This is a genomic window from Ammoniphilus oxalaticus (genome assembly GCF_003609605.1).
GTDB classification, from domain to species: domain Bacteria; phylum Bacillota; class Bacilli; order Aneurinibacillales; family RAOX-1; genus Ammoniphilus; species Ammoniphilus oxalaticus.
In genome coordinates this window covers 390,133-410,396 of record NZ_MCHY01000008.1, presented here as the reverse complement: position 1 = coordinate 410,396, position 20,264 = coordinate 390,133, and the positions used below count along the sequence as shown (strand labels likewise).

General features: G+C 45.1%; 19 protein-coding genes. 6 read left to right on the top strand and 13 right to left on the bottom strand.

The window, feature by feature from the left end; translation table 11 throughout:
- Window positions 1-24: 24 nt before the first annotated feature.
- From BEP19_RS08315 to BEP19_RS08295, 5 genes are all read left to right on the top strand, one after another.
- Window positions 25-1,740, top strand: a complete 1,716-nt coding sequence (locus tag BEP19_RS08315; protein WP_120189396.1) for an Rqc2 family fibronectin-binding protein — start codon at window positions 25-27, stop codon at window positions 1,738-1,740.
- Window positions 1,741-1,764: 24 nt separating this feature from the next.
- Window positions 1,765-2,235: a hypothetical protein gene (locus tag BEP19_RS08310; RefSeq protein ID WP_120189395.1), complete on the top strand. Its 471-nt coding sequence runs from the start codon at window positions 1,765-1,767 to the stop codon at window positions 2,233-2,235.
- A 174-nt stretch (window positions 2,236-2,409) separates the two neighbouring features.
- The gene (locus BEP19_RS08305) at window positions 2,410-3,195 is read left to right on the top strand and encodes an ABC transporter ATP-binding protein (RefSeq protein WP_120189394.1); all 786 of its coding nucleotides are present in this window, start codon (window positions 2,410-2,412) and stop codon (window positions 3,193-3,195) included.
- On the top strand, window positions 3,179-3,940 hold the full coding sequence (locus tag BEP19_RS08300) for an ABC transporter permease (RefSeq protein ID WP_120189393.1): 762 nt from the start codon (window positions 3,179-3,181) through the stop codon (window positions 3,938-3,940). The genes BEP19_RS08305 and BEP19_RS08300 overlap by 17 nt, the downstream gene beginning before the upstream one ends.
- Window positions 3,941-3,959: 19 nt before the next feature.
- On the top strand, window positions 3,960-4,982 hold the full coding sequence (locus tag BEP19_RS08295) for an aliphatic sulfonate ABC transporter substrate-binding protein (protein WP_120189392.1): 1,023 nt from the start codon (window positions 3,960-3,962) through the stop codon (window positions 4,980-4,982).
- A gap of 216 nt (window positions 4,983-5,198) precedes the next feature.
- Here the strand turns inward: BEP19_RS08295 and BEP19_RS08290 are convergent, their stop codons facing one another.
- From BEP19_RS08290 to BEP19_RS08280, 3 genes are read right to left on the bottom strand one after another with little or no spacing between them, the layout of a single operon-like run.
- Complete coding sequence (locus tag BEP19_RS08290; RefSeq protein ID WP_120189391.1) at window positions 5,199-6,179, bottom strand: ABC transporter permease; 981 nt, start codon at window positions 6,177-6,179, stop codon at window positions 5,199-5,201.
- Window positions 6,172-7,086 carry an ABC transporter ATP-binding protein gene (locus BEP19_RS08285; protein ID WP_120189390.1) on the bottom strand — a complete coding sequence of 305 codons (915 nt, stop codon included), beginning with the start codon at window positions 7,084-7,086 and terminating at the stop codon, window positions 6,172-6,174. The genes BEP19_RS08290 and BEP19_RS08285 overlap by 8 nt, the downstream gene beginning before the upstream one ends.
- Window positions 7,079-7,888 (bottom strand): SGNH/GDSL hydrolase family protein, encoded by an 810-nt coding sequence (locus BEP19_RS08280; protein ID WP_120189389.1) that lies wholly within the window; start codon window positions 7,886-7,888, stop codon window positions 7,079-7,081. The genes BEP19_RS08285 and BEP19_RS08280 overlap by 8 nt, the downstream gene beginning before the upstream one ends.
- 92 nt (window positions 7,889-7,980) lie before the next feature.
- Between BEP19_RS08280 and BEP19_RS08275 the strand changes: the two genes are divergently transcribed.
- A complete protein-coding gene (locus BEP19_RS08275) occupies window positions 7,981-8,634 on the top strand; it encodes a TVP38/TMEM64 family protein (RefSeq protein ID WP_120189388.1) in 654 nt (217 codons plus the stop codon).
- Between the two features lie 69 nt (window positions 8,635-8,703).
- On the opposite strand, the gene BEP19_RS17625 is transcribed toward BEP19_RS08275, so the two are convergent.
- From BEP19_RS17625 to BEP19_RS08230, 10 genes are all read right to left on the bottom strand, one after another.
- Window positions 8,704-8,850, bottom strand: a complete 147-nt coding sequence (locus BEP19_RS17625; RefSeq protein ID WP_170145311.1) for a hypothetical protein — start codon at window positions 8,848-8,850, stop codon at window positions 8,704-8,706.
- Between the two features lie 173 nt (window positions 8,851-9,023).
- Window positions 9,024-9,677 carry an orotate phosphoribosyltransferase gene (gene pyrE / locus BEP19_RS08270; RefSeq protein ID WP_120189387.1) on the bottom strand — a complete coding sequence of 218 codons (654 nt, stop codon included), beginning with the start codon at window positions 9,675-9,677 and terminating at the stop codon, window positions 9,024-9,026.
- Window positions 9,678-9,680: 3 nt separating this feature from the next.
- Entirely contained in the window at window positions 9,681-10,391 is a 711-nt protein-coding gene (pyrF, locus tag BEP19_RS08265) for an orotidine-5'-phosphate decarboxylase (protein WP_425452741.1), read from the bottom strand.
- Window positions 10,388-11,293, bottom strand: coding sequence for a dihydroorotate dehydrogenase (locus BEP19_RS08260; protein WP_281269293.1), 906 nt, complete (start codon window positions 11,291-11,293; stop codon window positions 10,388-10,390). Before BEP19_RS08260 ends, pyrF begins: the two co-directional genes overlap by 4 nt.
- A gap of 11 nt (window positions 11,294-11,304) precedes the next feature.
- Window positions 11,305-12,099, bottom strand: coding sequence for a dihydroorotate dehydrogenase electron transfer subunit (locus BEP19_RS08255; RefSeq protein WP_120189384.1), 795 nt, complete (start codon window positions 12,097-12,099; stop codon window positions 11,305-11,307).
- Window positions 12,092-15,310, bottom strand: a complete 3,219-nt coding sequence (carB, locus tag BEP19_RS08250) for a carbamoyl-phosphate synthase large subunit (RefSeq protein ID WP_120189383.1) — start codon at window positions 15,308-15,310, stop codon at window positions 12,092-12,094. Before carB ends, BEP19_RS08255 begins: the two co-directional genes overlap by 8 nt.
- Window positions 15,294-16,394 (bottom strand): carbamoyl phosphate synthase small subunit, encoded by a 1,101-nt coding sequence (locus tag BEP19_RS08245; RefSeq protein ID WP_120189382.1) that lies wholly within the window; start codon window positions 16,392-16,394, stop codon window positions 15,294-15,296. Before BEP19_RS08245 ends, carB begins: the two co-directional genes overlap by 17 nt.
- 293 nt (window positions 16,395-16,687) lie before the next feature.
- Entirely contained in the window at window positions 16,688-17,611 is a 924-nt protein-coding gene (locus tag BEP19_RS08240) for an RluA family pseudouridine synthase (protein ID WP_120189381.1), read from the bottom strand.
- Between the two features lie 3 nt (window positions 17,612-17,614).
- Window positions 17,615-18,070 carry a signal peptidase II gene (gene lspA / locus BEP19_RS08235; RefSeq protein ID WP_120189380.1) on the bottom strand — a complete coding sequence of 152 codons (456 nt, stop codon included), beginning with the start codon at window positions 18,068-18,070 and terminating at the stop codon, window positions 17,615-17,617.
- A gap of 112 nt (window positions 18,071-18,182) precedes the next feature.
- Complete coding sequence (locus BEP19_RS08230; protein ID WP_120189379.1) at window positions 18,183-20,162, bottom strand: glycoside hydrolase family 15 protein; 1,980 nt, start codon at window positions 20,160-20,162, stop codon at window positions 18,183-18,185.
- Window positions 20,163-20,264: the final 102 nt, after the last annotated feature.

Genomic DNA, 20,264 nt, shown 5'->3' with positions numbered 1-20,264 from the left:
TGATATATAGAAAGGATGGAAATTATGGCTTTTGACGGACTCGTTACTCGGGCTGTTGTAGAGGAATGTCATGCTGCATTAGCATCAGGAAGGATCTCAAGGATCTACCAGCCATCGGATACAGACATTGTCTTGCAAATACGAGCCAATGGAAAAAATAAACGTCTACTTCTTTCCGCTAATCTCACTTTTCCGCGGATCCACCTCACAACGGAGGAATTCACCAATCCTTTAGAGCCACCGATGTTTTGCATGTTATTGCGCAAGCATTGTGATGGAGCGATCATCGAAAGCTTCGAACAGCCTGGCCTTGAAAGAGTTATTCACATGAACCTGCGAGCGCGGGATGAACTCGGGGATTGGAAACAACGCAAAATCATTATCGAAATCATGGGCAGGCACAGCAATATTATTTTATTGGATGTAGAAAGAAATATGATCCTTGACGGAATCCATCATGTTACGCCTGGGATGAGTTCACATCGCGTTGTACTGCCAGGTCGTCCTTATATCGAGCCGCCCGAACAAGGAAAATTAAATCCTTTAACCAGTTCAAAGGAAGATTTTATCCGATCCTTTGACTATAACGCTGGCCGATTGGACAGACAAATTGTTGATCGATTTTCAGGGATCAGCCCGCTCGTTTCCCGTGAAATTATTCATCGGGCCGGGGTTTCTAGTCGAGATTCGCTTTGGAAAGCATTTGAACAGCTCATCAATCAAGCAAAACACCATGAATATCACCCGGAAATTGTTTTGACAAAAAATCGAACCTCTTTTTCCATCACCCGTCTGTCACACCTTGGAGAAAGTGACATTCAATCATTCGAATCCATCTCGGAATGTTTAGAAGCCTTTTTCGCTGGTCGAGCTGAACGGGATTCCGTTCGCCAAAAAGCCGCGGATTTATTCCGTTTTGTAAGTAATGAATTAGATAAAAATCGGAAAAAGATGGTGAAATTAGAAGATACGAGGAAGCAGGCGGATGAAGCGGATCGCTACCGACTATACGGAGAGCTGCTAACCGCCCATATGCATGAGTTGAAGCCAGGCGACAAAACAGCAAACGTCATCAATTATTATGAAGAGGATACTCCTCCACTTACGATTCCGCTGGACTCGTTACAAACGCCAGCTGAAAATGCGCAAGCTTACTTCAAACGTTACAATAAGGCAAAAAATAGTATTCAAGCGGTTGAACACCAAATGAACTTAGCTGAACAAGAAATTGAATACTTTGACAGTATTGCTCAACAATTAGAGAATGCGTCTCTGGATGATATTGAGGAAATTCGGGAGGAATTGATGGAGGGCGGTTACTTACGCTCACGCGGAAGAAAACAGTCCCGCCGAAAAAAACCAGCAAAACCTACTTTAGAAAAATATATTTCCTCAGACGGCATTGAAATTCTCGTCGGTAAAAACAATCGACAAAACGACTACTTAACGAATCGATTGGCCCGCTCAACAGATACGTGGCTACATACGAAAGATCTACCGGGTTCTCACGTGGTCATTCGAGCGGACGAATTTTCTGAACAAACGTTGTTGGAAGCCGCTACGCTTGCCGCCTACTTTAGTAAGGCCCGTGGTTCTACCCAAATCCCAGTTGATTATACTTTCGTTAGGCATGTGCGAAAACCGAGCGGCGCCAAACCCGGTTATGTCATCTATGACAATCAAAAAACAATTTATGTCACGGGAGAGGCGACACTAACGCCTGAACGAAATTCAAAATAACGATAGATGTAAGGATGTGAGCCCATGAAAAAATGGATAGCGATCCTCATTGTCGTTGCCGCAATGGGTGTCGGCGGTTATAAGTTTGGAATAAACTACCTGTCCGATAAAATGATCGATCAAGTTTTATCGCAAAGTGAAGTAGACAAATTATTGCAAGATAACGACATTCAGCAGGCAATTAGAGAACAAATTGGCGAGCATGGATCGGAGCAATCGACTGGGCAAGGGCTAGCAAATGATTCCCCCGCCACTCAGGATCATTCGGCTAACGACTCTGCTGCCAAACTTTCTTTTTCTTCAAAAGAAGAAGCTCTCTCGTTTCTACTGACGAAATTTTCAATGAGTGAGTTAGCAAGATTCGCGTCCAAAGCGCAAAATGGAACAGCGGAAGAAAAGAAAGCAATCCAAGCTGAAATGATGTCTCGCTTGACACCTGAAGAACTTCAAGCTCTAAAAATAATAGGCCTTACGGAGCTATCAAATCGACAATAATAATAAAAATAGCGCCGATGAGAACCCCAACCTTTCTCATCGGCTTTTTTTACTTTTAGGCGATAATCCCCTATCGCATACATAAATTTTATAAAAAGCATTGACAATCTTTCAAACCCATTCTATACTAAACTCATTAATTCCTAGTTGTTTAATATGAATTGGGGGATAACGATGTTTTTATCTGTTGATGGAGTAACCAAGTCTTTTCCGCAAAAGGGAAAAGATGCTTATACTGTATTTGAAAATTTACAATTTGAAGTAAACGAGGGGGAATTCGTTTCTATCCTAGGACCATCTGGATGCGGGAAATCGACCCTCCTACACATTATCGGCGGACTCGACGCTCCGACACATGGTCACGCGCGAATGAATGGGCAGCCGATCACCGAACCAGGTCCTGATCGCGGCTTTGTTTTTCAAGAAGCCGCCCTAATGCCATGGTTGACCGTCCTCGAAAATGTCATGTTTGGCTTAAAAAGCTTAAACAAAGCGGAAGCCCGCCAGATTGCGATAGACCACTTGAAGTTGGTTCACTTAAGTCGCTTTGCTAACGCTTATCCGCATGAACTTTCGGGCGGAATGAGACAACGTGTCTCGATTGCGAGGGCATTGGCCATTGATCCCAAAGTATTGCTAATGGATGAACCATTCGGCGCGCTAGACGAGCAAACGCGAATGATGATGCATAAAGAATTGCAAGATATTTGGATGAAGACGAAAAAAACGATCTTATTTATTACTCATAATATTCGCGAATCCATTTTACTGTCAGACCGTATCTTGCTAATGGGCACAAGACCTGGTCGCATCATAAAACAATTTGACGTTCGAATCGCCCGCCCTAGGCCTGCAAATCATCCTGAATTTATCCAATTGGAGGCCGACATCATGCAACATCTAGAAGGGGAAATCACAAAAGTGATGAAAGAGGAGTTGGGCTATGAATACAGCGCTTAAACGATTTATCTTCTTTGGCTCACTGCTTGTTTTATGGGAGGTCATCTTTCAATTAAATATTTGGCCAAAAACGATGTTCCCCGGTCCTGTCGGCGTAGCAAACGCGCTTGTCATCGGGTTTACGGAAGGAACATTAATCTTTGCGACACTAAACAGTTTAAAAAGATTGTTTATCGGTTTGCTGTTCGCCGTCATTTTAGGAACATTGATTGGAGTCTTGCTTGCAAAATATAAAACGGCAGACGAGACGCTTGGTTCATTAGTTACAGCCTTACAGACAATCCCAAGTATCGTCTGGCTTCCGTTAGCGTTAACTTGGTTTAAATTTTCAGAAGGGGCAATTATCTTTGTTGTCATTCTAGGTGGCATGTGGCCAATGATTATGAACATGCGAATGGGCTTTAAAAACGTGGAGCCTATTCTCATTAAGGCCGCAAAAACGATGGGCTCTTCCGGGTTCGATTTGTTTCGTAGGGTGATGATTCCCGCTTCGATCCCGTATGCGATCACAGGGTTACGCTTATCTTGGGCGTTTTCCTGGCGGGCGTTAATGGCGGGAGAATTGATCGGTCCCGGACCAGGACTCGGCTACACGCTGATGTTTAGTCGTGACCTAGGCAATATGAATCTGGTTGTGGCCTTGATGGTCGTCATTGCTGTCATCGGCTCGATTATAGACAATCTTGTTTTTCAACCAACCGAGAAAAAAGTGCTCACCCGTTGGGGTTTAGAAAAAGCGGCATAAAATTAAAGGAGAGAAATCAATGAAGAGATGGAAATTAGGATTATTGGCAGGAGTTTTATTTAGCGGGCTTGCCTTGGCCGGTTGCGGAAGCGACGGCGGCGGACAACCTTCAGAAGACGGAGATGCTGAGACGAAAAAAATTACAATGGGGTATTTCCCTAACCTTGACCACGCCCCCGCGATTGTAGGTTTAAAGAAAGATATCTTTGCTAAACATTTAGATGGAGTCGAGATTAAAACAGAACCATTTCCAGACGGAAATAACTTTATGGACGCTTTAAACAGTGGAAATCTAGACATTGGATATGTCGGTCCTGGTCCCGCTATTAGTCGTTTCATGGCAGGTAATGACGTTGTCATCCTTGCCTCCGCGGCTAATGGGGCAACACTGATCGTCGCTCGCGAGGGATCAGGAATCGAACAAGTAGCGGACCTTAGCGGCAAATCGTTCTGCACACCTGGAATTGGTTGCACACACGACGTCCAATTAGAAAAAATGATGCTTGATATCGGCCTAACAACCAATCGAATTGGCGGCGATGTTATCCACCAAAAACAACCACCCGCTACCGTCGAAGCTCTATTTGAATCGGAGCAAATGGACGCCGCTGCTTTGCCTGAACCATGGGGAACATATCTTGTAGAAACTGCAAACGCATCGATCATCGTTGAGTGGGATGAGGTTGCCTGGGGCGAAACACTGCCGAGCGTTGTATTAGTTAGTTCCAAGGCGTTTGTCGAGAAAAACCCTGAACTAGTGAAAAACTTTTTAAAAGCCCATACGGAGGCAATCAAATTTGTTAACGAAAATAGAGATGATTCAATTACCGCGATTAACGACACACTCTACGAATTAACGCAAAAAAGATTGCCAGAGTCAGTATTAACGAAATCATGGGAGCGCATGAAGTTTACTTCCGAAGTTCACAGCGAAGCTTTACAAGAATGGGCAGACGCGTCCTATGATCTTAAATTTATCCAAGAGCCGCCAAAGTTGGACGGACTCGTAGACACGACACTCATCGAGGAAATTTCTAAATAAGGTAAAAAGGGGTTGTCCAGAAGGACACCCCTTTTTTTCTGTCCGTTTGTAAAAGAGAAGCGTGGGAGCGGAAATTATCGTGGTCGAGGTCGTAGTCGTAATCGTGGAAGCGTAATGCTGGAGAACAGGCGATGCGAAGGCCGTCAGGACACGCGAAACTGATTTTTCGAGGATGACACGTCATGATGAGGGGCCTCACAACCGGTTCAAACCTTTTTAATAAACATCTCGTTGCGTAAACACCCAAAACGAAACAAAGGTTGCGAGGGTTCCCCATGCCGCTAACACGGATAACGAAAAGCCGAGTGTCATGCCCTGTATCGGTGGCGGCGAACCGCTCAAATAGCCGGTCAACTCCAAGTTAACCATAAACAAGTATTTGGCTGATTCCCAAGATGAAACCATGTTCCGTAAAATCACCCCCGAGATCAACGCGGCGAGCATGATACCCATTCCTGTCGCCGCGCTTTTTACTAGCACAGACAGCATAAACGACAGAGAGCCTACGACGAGGCAAACAAACCAAGCTAAACCGAGAACCATGAGAATGTAGCGCCACTGCGGAATCAGATGTACTTGACTCGTATTCAAATCTGCTCCTTCCGCAACAAAGCCAGTCAACAACGGCATGTTCCATCCCCCATAACCAAACACCAGCCCAGAGATTACGTAGGCTAAACAGACAATCGCCAACAAGATTAATGAGATCGAGAGGATCATAACGAAAACTTTGCTCAATAGCACTTTCCAACGTTGAACAGGTCTCGTCAGTAAAAGTTTGATCGTCCCACCGCTATATTCAGAGGAGATTAGATCTACCGTAACGACCATAACGAACAAAGGAAGCATCAAACTAATCGAGTTTTCTAGAAATAGACGAATGAAAGTCGGCGCCCCCGGGGTTGACGGGTTAATATTGTGTTCTAAGTAATATTGTTGTTGGGCAAGCCGAATTTGCAGCGCTTCTCTCCATTCATCGGATAGCCTGCTACTGCTTAATCGATTTTGAGCATCAATAATTTGTTGTTGCAGCGAGGCCCGCCAATCGGTTGTCCCTAGTTTTTCCTCAATCGTTTGCGCCGTTTTAAACTGGGCATAGGTGAACAAAGGAATTAAAATAGCGATCATCAATAGAACGGCCAACAATCGCTTTTTACCTAACAATTTGACCATTTCGTTATAAACCAAGTTATTCAATCGCGGTTCCCCCTTCTTCCGTCAACTCTAAAAATAAATCTTCGAGAGAAGGGAGTTTTCTGCTCATTTCCAGCACCTCTACCCCAGCAGCGACAAGTCGTTGATTCCAAAGTGAGACGTGTTGTTCCTCATAAGCCGTGACCACGAATTCTCCATCTCGCTTTGCCTCTGTCCACTCGCTTAACATCGCAAATCCTGTTTCTATCGGCTGCAAACGCCAGACTATTTTTTGTTGTTCGGCTAACAACGAATCGGCGGTCCCGACATGAATGAGTTCGCCCTTAGCCATAATCGCAATACGGTCACACAACGCCTGCGCCTCAGATAAAAGATGGGTAGAGACAAGCACGGTCAAGCCTTCCCGTTTCGCAAGATCTTGAATAAATTGTCTCATTTCTCGGATCCCGGCAGGATCGAGCCCATTTGTCGGTTCATCTAAAATTAAAACACTTGGTCGACCAAGTAATGCTTGAGCAATGCCTAATCGTTGCTTCATGCCGAGCGAGTATGTCTTAACTAAATCATCGCTGCGATTTTGCAATCCGACTAATTCGATCATTTCTTCTGGACGTGAACGTGGCAAACCAGGAATCATGCGCGCGAAATGACGTAGATTTTCGATTCCTGAAATATATGGATAAAGTTCAGGATTTTCTACGATGCAGCCAATCCGACCCATCGCCTTGACAAAATCGCGCTTCAGATCGAAACCGCAAATTTGAATCTGACCTGAAGTGGGTCGAATTAGACCAACAAGCATTCGGATGGTTGTTGTCTTTCCTGCTCCATTCGGTCCAAGAAAACCAAACACTTCTCCCTTCATTAACTCAAAACTAATACCTCTAATAATTTCCTTTTTACCAATCGATTTGCGCAAATTATTTACAGACAACGTGATTTCACTCATCTCGTTCACCCCCGCCTCCGTCACGCTGAATTAAAGAAACAAGCCGTTCCGCAATTAACTGGTAGCCGAGATCGTTGGGATGAAATTGATCCGAGTACAAATAATCGGTGACTCCTAATTCAAACAAATCGTAAGTCGGAACTGCGACTATCTTTGGGAATTTGGCTGCGATTTCAGCGCTTTGATAATTCCAGTCCCGCACAAATTTTGAGGTGATTGGTCCGCTTTCAAGTTCAAAAAAAGGATCATATAAACCGATATGGTAAACAGTTGCTGTCTGATTGAACTCGCGAAGGAGCGCAAATATTTCCTCAAGATTTTTTAAATAAACTTTCTGAATTTCTCCAATTCGACGCGGATCAAGCTCAACTAACGATTGTCCACCTTGAAACAAATCATTGCCGCCAATCGTCAACAAAATGAGATCAGCCGTTTTGAGCTGCCTTTGCATCTCTGTTTCTTTTAATTGCGCAATCAGCTGCCCGCTTGTTTGTCCTCTGATCGACCAATTGAATAGTGAGATTTTTTCTCCCGACAGTTCTTGTTCCTCCAAAGCTTCAACGACTAACCCGACATAGCCTTTACCTTGCGGATCGCCAGTGCCGCGGGTTAGTGAATCTCCTAAGGCCAACAAACTTTTTGGGGTATCCATCTGCTCGACACTCTCTCGCTTCGGAAGACCCGCTTCGCTTGCCTGCGCGGGAAAAAACTGTTCCTGAACAACGACAACAAATCCCCACCCGAGCAAACACGTAAACAACAAAGCCATTGTGATTATCAAACGAATCACGACAGAATTCAAATAACTTTCACCTTCTTTGTCACATACTACTTTTTAACTACCCTTTCTCAGTTTACAATTACAGTACTATTTCAAAACGGGACGTGACCTACATGAAAAAGCTCATCTTGCCACTCATCGCCATCATCGCGATCGGCCTTTTTCTTAAGCAAACGTTTATCGGACAGTTATTACTGCAAGGAAAAGTAGATGACATCGCTGATTATGTAAAAACGTTTGGTTCAGCATCGATTATCATAACAACTGTGTTCATTATGATCCAAACCTTTTTCCCTTACATTCCTTTTATCGCCTTAGCGGGGGTTAGCGTCTTACTGTTTGGACTGTGGGGCGGTTTTTTAGTTAGTTGGCTCGCGACCTGCTCTGGGGCTACGCTCACTTTTTTGACTTCGCGCTATCTTGCCCGTGAGTGGGCAGAAAGAAAAGTACTGCATCTAGCATGGTTTAAAAGATTTAATGACCTAGCTTCGACCGACGGTTTTCTAACCATTTTTCTCGCTCGGATTAGCAGCGTGATTCCGTCAAGCGTAATTAACTTAACTGCCGGTATCTCTCAAATTAGCCGAAGAAATTTTATTCTCGCTACTTTCCTTGGAAATCTGCCCATTACATTTGCTGAATGTTGGATCGGCCATTTTTTTATTCATCTGAGACAACATCATACTAAACTATTGTTTATCCTCATCACGTTTTTGCTCGGCATTGTCCTGATTACAGGAAGGCTAAAACGCGGGTTCAAAACGTAACTAGATCATTAAAGAGAGGGTATCTCAGCTTGAACGAGATACCCTCTTCGCATGGAATAACAACGTCGACTATTGCTTTTCTTTCGGAATCTCAACATCCAGATTAGCCGCATTTTCAACGGTTTGAATCGCCTCTTGGATCGTTTGTTCGTCCACTTTCGCAAACTGGGCCATTTCCTTTAATGTGCCTTTTGTTTTTACTTGCTTCTTCTCCATGGTTGATTCCTCCTTCATTCATGTACATTCCTATTTTTCCCTGCTAAAAGCCATTTCATGTACATGCGATTGTAAAAGTTACGCGGGGAAGGCGCCTTTTTTTAAAAAAGGGTTGCCCAAGAAAGTGAACTACCCGTTCTTCTTTCCGCGCAACCCTGTTACTTTATCCATCTTTAGCTCGTTTGTTGATTCCATTTCTCTGTATAAGCATTTGGATCGACTTTCCATGAAGTTAGTTCCTCCATTTGTTCCTCTTGGAGAATCCCTTGTTCTTTTGCTTCAGCTAATAAAGCAGTGTAATGACTTAACGTATGTAAAGGATAACCTGCCTCTCTAAAGGCTTGTTCCGCTCGCGCAAACTGGTACGAAAAAATGGCCATGACTGACAACACCTGGCCGCCTGCCGCTTCAACAGCCTTCGCCGCATTTAGCGAACTCATCCCCGTTGAAATCAAATCTTCAATGACAATGACTTGCTGCCCCACTTGCAGAACACCTTCAATTTGATTGTTACGACCGTGTCCTTTCGCTTTGTCCCGCGCGTAAATCATTGGCAGACCAAGTTCTTCCGCAACCCAAGCCGCATGCGGGATACCAGCCGTAGCCGTGCCAGCGATTACTTCCGCTTCAGGATACTGCTCGCTAATGATTTGGGCAAATGAACTGGCAATTAATCGGCGAACAAGCGGAAATGACATCGTCATCCGATTATCACAATAGATCGGCGATCTCAAGCCCGAGGTCCACGTGAATGGTTGATCGGGACGAAGGTGCACCGCCTTAATTTCTAACAACTGTTTTGCTATCTCTCTTTCTCGACTAAGCATATTCTATCCTCCAATCGATTCTACCATGGCCCGCATCGCCTTCAACGGGTCGCTCGCTTGCGTAATCGGTCGACCAACGACAATATAGTCCGTCCCGAAAGCAAAGGCCTCAGCCGGGGTCACTACCCGCTTTTGATCGCCTAATTCCGCTCCGCGCGGACGCACGCCCGGCGTTACCGTCTTGAATGTCGGACCGCAACTGCGTTTAATAGCCTCCACTTCCAACGGCGAGGCAACAACACCATCTAAACCAGCCGCTTTTGCCAGCTGGGCATATCGTTGCGCGCAGTCAACGATTGTCCCCTCAATTCCAATTTCATCATTCATCATTTGTTGAGATGAACTTGTCAGCTGGGTCACACCGATTAACAACGGTTTGGTTTGACCTGCCGCGCCGCTTTCTAATCCCTCTTTCGCCGCGGTCATCATGTCCTTCCCCCCCGCGACATGGACATTAACCATATCCGCGCCAAGCGAAGCCAAACTTTGCATCGCCCCTTTTGCCGTATTCGGGATGTCATGCACCTTTAAATCAACGAATACATTGAACCCTCGTTCTTTAAGAGCGTAGACGATTTGTGGTCCAGCCGCATAATACAGTTGCATACCCACTTTCATGTAGGTCGCAATACCTTGTAAACGATCTGCGCAGGCAAGCGCCTCTTGTTCGCTTGAAAAATCAAGGGCTACGATAATTCGATCCCGCTCGCTCAATTTTTCCACCCCGCTCCAATTAACTCTGTAATCGAGTTGACGCCCATTCGATCGAGCCATTCTTCTAGTTCATCAATAATCGTTGGACATGCGTAAGGATCGACAAAATTGGCTGTTCCTACCGCAACGGCCGACGCCCCGGCCAAGAAAAATTCAATCACATCCTCGGCCGATTGAATGCCACCCATTCCAATGATCGGGATATCGACCTGTTGACTCACCTGCCAAATCATCCGAATAGCAACCGGTTTAATCGCTGGTCCAGATAAACCGCCAACTTGATTGGCTAAAATCGGCTTGCGCGTTCGCAGGTCAATTCGCATTCCCAATAGCGTATTAATCATGCTCAATCCATCCGCTCCCGCCGCTTCAACCGCCTTCGCAATCGTAACAACATCCGTAACATTTGGAGATAGCTTAACAAATACAGGCTTCTTGCTTACTTTTTTAATTTCTTTCGTCAGGTCCGCGGCAATCACTGGATCCGTTCCAAAGGTGATCCCGCCGCAACTAACATTCGGGCACGAGATATTTAGCTCTAGCGCCGTCACATTTTGAACTTGCGAAATCCGCTCGGCGACAGCAACATAATCTTCAGTTGTCGTCCCCGCAATATTGGCAATAATCGGCGTATCAAAACGTTCCAACCAAGGTAATTCATGTTCGAGCACATGATCCAACCCTGGGTTTTGCAAGCCAATTGCGTTAAGCATTCCGCCAGGAGTTTCGGCGACACGCGGCGTTGGATTCCCAGCGCGCTCCTCAACCGTGGTCGCTTTTACCGCGATCGCGCCTAACTTTTCCAAATCATAAAATTGCGCATATTCTTTTCCGAATCCGAAACAACCAGAAGCCGGCATAATCGGGTTTCTAAGCTTCATCCCGGCCAATTCCACTTGCAAACGCGCAGCGGTCATCCTAACACCACCTTCCTAAGTTCAAACACAGGTCCATCAGAACACGTTTTGTAATAAGAGTGATCGGAACCTTCAGCTGCTGGATACACACAAGCAAGACAGGCTCCAACACCGCAACCCATTCTTTGTTCTAAGGACAAATACGCTTCCTTATCTGTGGCCTGGTAACGGTCCTGCAACGCTCTCAACATTGGAAGTGGACCGCAAGCATACAACACATCCCAAGCGTTGTTATCCAGCCCATATTGTTCATTAAGCAAATCTGTAACTAAACCATTGTGTCCTTTGGAACCATCTATCGTCGTAACATAAACTTCCCCGTAAGAACCCAATTCTTCTTCCAAAAACACTTGATTCGCTTCGCCAAAACCAATCACGCTTGTTACCCGTACCCCTTTTTGCGCCAACTCTCTGGCTAAGTAGAGCAACGGGGGTACACCAACTCCCCCACCGATAAGCAGGGCCCGCTCCCCTTTTTGACGCTGATCGATCGGAAAACCGATCCCCAGCGGTCCAAGCAAATCAATTTGATTCCCAGCGATCGCTTCGCTTAAAATTTTCGTGCCTGATCCTTCTACACGATAAATCATATCGAGTGTATGTTCAGTTTGGTCGACGTCGCTTATGCTAATCGGACGTCTAAGCAAAGGATCAATCCCGGGGCCGCACTTGACATGCAAAAACTGACCCGGTACAATTTTGCGGTTCACCCACTCGCCTTGAAGGCGGATGCGATACACGCGATCCGCCACAAGTTCATTACTTACCACTTGCAACAATCCTTTATCCATGGATGGCAGCCTCCTGTTTTGGCTTTAGAAAAGCCGGCATCGCTTCCGTTCCAAATGTAATCGTCTCAATAACACGCAGTAAAGCGGTTGCTGTATCTAATGACGTTAAGCAAACAACCCCATTTTCCACCGCTTCCCTTCGAATACGGAATCCGTCACGTTCAGGCGTTTTTCCTTTCGTGAGTGTATTAATAATGATGCTCGCATCGCCGTTACGAATCATATCGAGCAGATTCGGATTGCCTTCCCTTACCTTATTAACCGTCATTACTTCTAAACCCGCCTCATTTAAGAATGCCGCTGTGCCCGCCGTCGCTAACAGCTTAAAGCCCAAATCGTAAAATCCGCGAATAATGTTTAACGATTCCTCTTTATCTTTATCAGCCACCGTCACTAAGACAGAACCGTGTGTTGGAATTGTCATGCCTGAACCAACCAGCCCTTTGTACAATGCTTTTGACAGGTTTTTATCGCGGCCCATCACTTCACCCGTCGATTTCATCTCCGGGCCTAACGTAATATCAACGCGACGCAATTTAGCAAAAGAGAAAACAGGTACTTTGACAGAGATATGCTCCGCTTCCGGGTAATAACCAGGTTCAAAACCTTCAGCTCGCAGCGTTGAACCTAAGATAACTTTTGTCGCCAGATTGGCCATTGGTATGCCTGTTACTTTACTTAAAAACGGCGCCGTGCGCGATGCCCGCGGATTGACTTCAATCACATAAACGCGTTCATCGTGAATCACAAACTGGATATTAATGAGTCCCTTTACTTTGAGGGCAATCGCAATATCGGTCGTAATTCGAATGATCTGCTCTTTGCATTCAGGACTAATACTTTGCGGCGGATATACGGCAATCGAATCGCCTGAATGCACACCTGCTCGTTCGATGTGTTCCATAATCCCAGGAATTAATACATCTGTTCCGTCACAAATCGCATCCACTTCGACCTCGCGTCCAAGCATATAGCGGTCAATGAGCACAGGATGCTGAGGATTGATGTTAACAGCTTGCTCCATATAATTCAGCAATTCCCGCTCGTAGTAGACAATCTCCATCGCCCGACCCCCTAACACATAGGATGGACGGACAAGCACAGGGTACCCCAGTTCATTCGCCGTATCGACAGCGTCTGGAACATTGGTGACTGTTTTCCCTAATGGCTGATCAATTTTTAAACTACGCATTAATTTTTCAAATTTCTTGCGGTCTTCCGCCGTATCAATACTCTCTAAGTCCGATCCTAAAATTCGCACGCCATTTTTAACGAGATCTTCCGCTAAATTAATCGCCGTCTGCCCACCGAATTGGACGATCACACCTTCCGGTTTTTCCGCCTCAATCACATGCATGACATCCTCAAGATATAACGGTTCAAAATAAAGGCGATCGGATGTGCTAAAGTCGGTTGAAACGGTCTCTGGATTGTTATTAATAATAACCGCTTCATAGCCCGCTTCTTGGATCGCCCATACCGCGTGAACCGTCGCGTAATCAAACTCAATCCCTTGCCCGATCCGAATAGGCCCTGAACCGAGCACAATCACACATTTTTTATCCGTTTGCTCCCGCTCATCCTCTTGCTCATATGTTGAATAATAATAAGGCGTATCCGCTTCAAATTCAGCCGCGCACGTGTCGACCATCTTAAAGACCGGGGTCAAGCCATGCTGCTTTCGCTTATTTCGAACATCAGCCTCACTCTGTTCTGTCAATTCCGCAATTTTAAGGTCTGTAAAACCTAATCGCTTCGCCTCATAGAGCAACTCATCATGCAAGCCTTCCTTCTTCAACCGATTCTCATAACGAACGATCCGCCCTAATTTAACGAGGAAGAACGGGTCAATTTTAGTGAGCTTATGAAGCTCATTGATCGACATACCGCGTCGAATCGCTTCCATCACAAGAAAAATCCGTTCATCATCGGCGACGATTAACCTTTTTTCCAACTCCTCTTGCGTGAGTTGATCCGCGCCCTCTAATTCCAGGTGATGCGTATCAACTTCAAGCGAACGCGCCGCCTTGAGCATCGACTCTTCAAACGTGCGACCGATTGCCATAATCTCGCCTGTCGCTTTCATCTGGGTTCCCAGCTCACGGTTCGCGGAGACAAATTTATCAAATGGCCATCTCGGGATTTTGCTCACAACATAATCAATCGTCGGTTCAAATGAAGCGTATGTTTGCTTTGTGACCGGGTTTTTCAACTCATCCAACGAATAGCCGATTGCGATTTTAGTCGCCATTTTAGCAATTGGATAACCTGTCGCTTTCGACGCAAGAGCCGATGAACGACTGACCCGCGGATTCACTTCAATAATAAAATAATCGTAACTATGCGGATCAAGCGCCAATTGAACGTTACAACCGCCTTTAATATTCAATGCGTCAACAATCTTTAAAGATGCGGTTCTGAGCATTTGATATTCGCGGTTCGTTAGCGTTTGACTCGGGGCAACAACGATGCTATCGCCTGTATGAATGCCAACGGGGTCTACATTTTCCATATTACAAATAACGATCCCATTTCCTTTTCCATCACGCAGTACTTCATACTCTATTTCCTTAAAACCAGCGATACTTCTCTCGACGAGACACTGTGAAATCGGACTATATTTCAGTCCGCTAGCAACGACTTCGCGTAAGGCCTGCTCATTATCGACGATGCCCCCGCCTGTTCCGCCGAGCGTGTAGGCTGGTCTCACTATAATCGGGTAGCCGATCCGATTCGCAAATTCGATCGCTTCATCCACGGTGTGAATGATTTCGCTATCTGGCACTGGTTCATTAATTTCAAACATTAATTCTCGAAATAAATCGCGATCTTCCGCTTTCGTAATGGCCTCTAAGTCGGTGCCGAGTAGTTGAACGCCTTCTTCATCCAAAATACCCGTTTCATTTAGTTCTTTCGCTAAATTTAGCCCGGTCTGACCGCCAAGCGTAGCCAACAGGCCATCTGGTTTTTCTTGACGAATAATGCGCGACACAAATTCAACTGTTAACGGCTCAATATACACTTGATCGGCGATGTTCGTATCGGTCATGATTGTCGCTGGATTACTATTGATGAGGACAACCTCTAACCCTTCTTCTTTTAAAGCTTGGCAAGCTTGCGTGCCCGCGTAATCAAATTCCGCAGCCTGTCCAATCACAATTGGACCCGAACCAATTACGAGCACTTTTTTTAAATTAGCGAGTAGTGGCATTTGGATGAACCCCCTTTATATATTCCACGACAATATTTAAGAAGTGATCAAATAAATAACTTGAATCTTCTGGACCAGGCGAGGCTTCAGGATGATATTGAACCGAAAATGCGGGTAACGTTTTATGTTTTAAACCCTCGATCGTTCCATCATTCACCGCGAGATGAGTGACAATCAGATCTGTGTTTTCAATTGATGCTGGCGTAACCGTGTAGCCATGACTTTGCGCCGTGATCATCACGCGATCTTGCTCCACGTCTTTTACCGCATGATTTGCGCCATGATGACCAAACTTCATCTTTTCCGTATCCGCTCCGTTCGCTAAAGCAAACAATTGATGACCAAGTCCAATACCAAATACCGGAAAAGTCTGCATCAGCTGCTGAACCGTCTCAACCGCTTGCGTCACATCTTTTGGATTGCCAGGTCCGTTCGATAGAACGATCCCGTCAGGACGCAATTGTTCGATTGTTTTGGCAGGCGTATTATAAGGAACAACCGTAATATCACAGTGTCGATTTGACAGTTCGCGTAAGATGCCATGCTTTACCCCATAATCAATCAACGCAATCCGCGCTCCGCGACCTGGTGAACAGTAGATGCGATTTGTGGAGACAATCGAGACCTGATCCGTTTGCGCTGGCCTTAATCGCAACGTTTCTAATATCTCTTCAACAGGCGTGTTTTTCGTCGTGATTACGCCCCTCATCGTCCCTTTATCACGGATTCTACGCGTTAACATGCGAGTGTCAATCTCGCTAATGCCTGGAATATCGTATTCTTTTAACAGCGAGTCTAACGTTTGTTGACTTCGAAAATTGGACGGATATTCACAATGTTCACGCGCGACGATTCCATGAAGATAGGGACGAACCGCTTCGAAATCATCCCGGTTTATTCCATAATTTCCTTGTAAAGGATAAGTCATTGTGACGATTTGACCGCACCCCGTTGGATCTGACAACATCTCTTGATAGCCTGTCATTGCGGTGTTAAAAATGACTTCACCATAAGATTCACGGACCGCTCCAAATGACTTTCCTGTTAGCTCCGTTCCATCTTCGAGTATTAACCTAGCCTTCATCACTTTCACCCTCCTAATTAATTACGCTCTCATTCGGCCCAGCTTATTCACGCTCTATTATACCCAGCATTGGCATATTGTCTGATATTGAACAAAAAAGCTCCCTGTCAGCGACAGGGAGCCTATTGAGCAGCTTGAAAGAAAGGCGTAGGAGTCCTCAGTCCTAACCTTATCAAAAAATAGCTACTTAGATATTCCGACAACCTTGTCAGCCTCACAGGACTGATATTAAAGGTTCAACTATTCAATTTGCTAATGTTGAGTATGCCACTTGGACACGATTCTGTCAATGATTATTGTAATTGGCGGAATTGTTCTAAAATTTTTTCCATATCGTTTGGCAACGGCGCTGAAAAGGTTAACCGTTCACTCGTCCGCGGATGAGTAAAACCGAGTCCAGCCGCGTGCAAAGCTTGTCCGTCAATACTTAGCTTATTGCTCGGACCATACTTTGGGTCCCCGACTAACGGATGACCAATATAATTCATATGTACGCGAATCTGATGGGTTCTCCCTGTCTCTAACATCAGTTCAACAAGCGTATATTGATTGAATCGTTCAATCGTTGCAAAATGACTAATCGCATGTTTCCCATGATCAAAATTAACAGCCATTCGTTGCCTATTTTTTGGATCTCTGCCAATGGGAGCGTCGATTGTCCCCCGCTCATGAACAACGACACCATGAACAATCGCCAAATATTTACGGTCCACCGTATGTTGCTTAAGCTGTTGCGCGAGCGCGAGATGAGCTTCATCGTTTTTAGCGACCATTAGTAACCCTGATGTGTCCTTATCGATGCGGTGAACGATGCCAGGCCTCATTTTACCGTTGATCGTCGATAACTGCGAACAATGATCAAGCAATCCATTCACTAACGTGGCCGAGTCATGCCCAGGGGCTGGATGGACGACCACCCCTCTTGGCTTATTAATCACAATCACATCATCGTCTTCGTAAACAATTTCGAGTTCCATCCGCTCCGGCCGCGCTTCTAATTCCAGTTGCGGAGGAACGGTCAATGAAACCTCGTCGTCCTCAATCAATCGATAATTGCCTTTCACCTGTCTCCCATTGACAAAAACGAGACCTTCTTTTACCCATTTTTGAATTTTTGAGCGCGACAAAGTAGGGTTCACTTCCGCTAAAAATTTATCCACTCGCTGACCATCATCTTCCAGTTCAATCGTCCAGTCGTATCGTTCAATCGCAGTCATCAACTATCTTCCCTTCTCTCGCTTCATTTCCCTAATCGTATCTAACATCATCAACCCGACACCAATCACGATTGCCGAGTCAGCAATATTAAAAATAGGGAAATTAATCAAGGCAAAATCTAAGAAATCGACCACTTCGCCATGTAACAATCTATCTACAAAATTACCAACCGCCCCGCCAAGAATGAGCGCCAAAGCACTAGAAACGAGGACGTTATCTCTCTTTAACTTTTGTAAATAATAGATAATTGCGGCGATAACAAGCAGCGTGATCACAATAAAAAATATACGTTGATCTTGTAAAATCCCAAAGGCGGCCCCTCGATTACGATGGGAAGTAAGATGAAACACGCCATTTATTAAAGGGATTGACTGTCCGATTTCCATTCCATTAACAATAAGTCGCTTACTTAATTGATCTAATCCAAATACGACCAATGCCACCACATAATAATACACTCATTCCCCTCCAAACATTCTTATGGGTCTTCTTTACATGAATGAATTTTAGCACAGCGTAAAACTAGGAACAAGCAAACCTGCCCTTAAAACTAAGCGGAAAAAGAGCGCCTTAGGACAAAGGCGCTCTGTTCGTAAGTTCCCCATATTTCTCTAAATATTTTAAAACGGTTAATACAAAAGTGGAATGAGACCAGGTTAACGGCGCCACAGATAATGGGCTGCCTGTATACGGATCGAGTTGTTCAGGGAGAACCCCGCTTTCTAAAGCATTTTTCACAACCCACTCCAGCGTTTGTCGCGGTACAGCCAGGTCTGCAACTGTTCTCGCGCGGGCAATCCGCCATTCAGCCATCCACAGTGTGCAAATAATCCACGGATTTCCCGGTATGTTTTCGATGTCTTGCGATTTTTGAAAGTAGTAATCATTCTGGTAGCGACTAACTCCACCCACATCAGAGTTTACGCTCAATCCCGTTTCAACCGCTTCCATCGTGCGAATGACGCGCGGATCATCGATGTCAAATACGTAAAAAGCGAAGAGCGCAAACAAGCTGCTTTCCAACGTCAAATCTTTCGTAATCGAACCGTCGCGATCAATGTATATCCCGCGAATAAATCGTCCAACCTGTTCGTCATATAGATATTGTTCAATTCCCCGCTTGATTCTTTCCGCCGTTTCTTCATAGCGACGCCGACGCCGATCATCTCCAAACAAGGACGCGAAATTGGCCGCAGCAATCAAGCCACCGTACACTGTACAGGAAGTGAAGGTGAAAATTCCTCTTCTTTCCTCCCATAGGTCATAGCTGGCATGAGGCAGATTTACCTTTTCATCAACATACTGCGTCAAAAAGTTAGCTGCTGGACGAATTAAGGTGGCATATAAATTTTGAGACGACTCAATTTGTTTATGCTCTTTATAATGTTCCCATAGAGCAAACAACACGAGCGCCGTTTCATCTTCCTGGATCGGCAATTGGTACTTACCATCGTGAATAAAAGGGTGCCAACTCGATCCGACCGAACCGTCTGGATTGTACTTATGATGGAGATAACCCTCTTCTGTTAACGCATTTGAACAGAAATCAAAAAAAGGGCTGACGACACCATCATATCCCGCTTTTGTCATCGCATAAGCGATAAAGGCGCCATCGCGCGGCCACATGTAACTGTAGTGATCGCGGTTAAATTGTAATATATCAGAATCATTGGCAGCAATGATCGCTCCATTCTGATCCGTTTGAGTACGCACAATCAACAAGCTTTGTTTAAATAAGGAAATAACGTCGTCTCCTAAATCAGCAAAGTCGCGGTCCGTTTTATTAACCCATCGCTCCCAAAAGACTTGTACCCTGCGCAACAACAAATCGGGGTTATTTTCTAACACATACTCATTCAATGTTTTCGCTTCCGTTAAGTTTTCACCCATCGCAATCCAATACCAAAGCGGCTTTTCCTGATGGGCAGGCACATTCAACCGAAAACTTACTGTACTATCTACGGATCCTTGGGCGATTGGATTTCCGCCCAGCCGTCCATCCTCCGCATCGCGCCACGTGCCCTCAGCATGATTAAACCGCTTTACGCCGATGCTGTACTCATACATTCCCGCATCTTCAGTTTTACCGTTGATCATAATGTACACGTTTCGCTTATAGTGGTAAACCGCATTGAGTAACGGATCATAAACAGCTGTATCTCCGACCTCTGTTTCATTAATGCTGTAATCGTGATTGAAAAAGAGACGAACTTCTCGATCTTCATCCCATACATTTTTTACGATAATTTTCTTTAAGTATATTGTTTCTCGTTGGTGAACAGCATCATGAATTGTAAGCTGAATCCCTAGTTTTGCATTGGTTGCGACAACATTCGTTACCAACGTCTCCGGTAAATAAGCGAGTTGAATCGTCCAATTTGCTTCATGACACCAACTAAACAACCCATCCACCCACACACCGATTCGAGAAAAGTAGCCTCCGATATGATTGAGCTGACCAACATATGGGTAATACAAATCACGCATGTTCAACGAAGCGTCGAAGTTAATCAACATTTTCCCATTTCCAATGACCAACGGTCGCGGCATCCAATCACTTCCTATATAAATTAATATTTTGAACCGTTTCTCCAACTTGAACGATGCTTGAATTGAGCCTTAATAGGAATTTTTCCCTGATTTGTGTGAAGT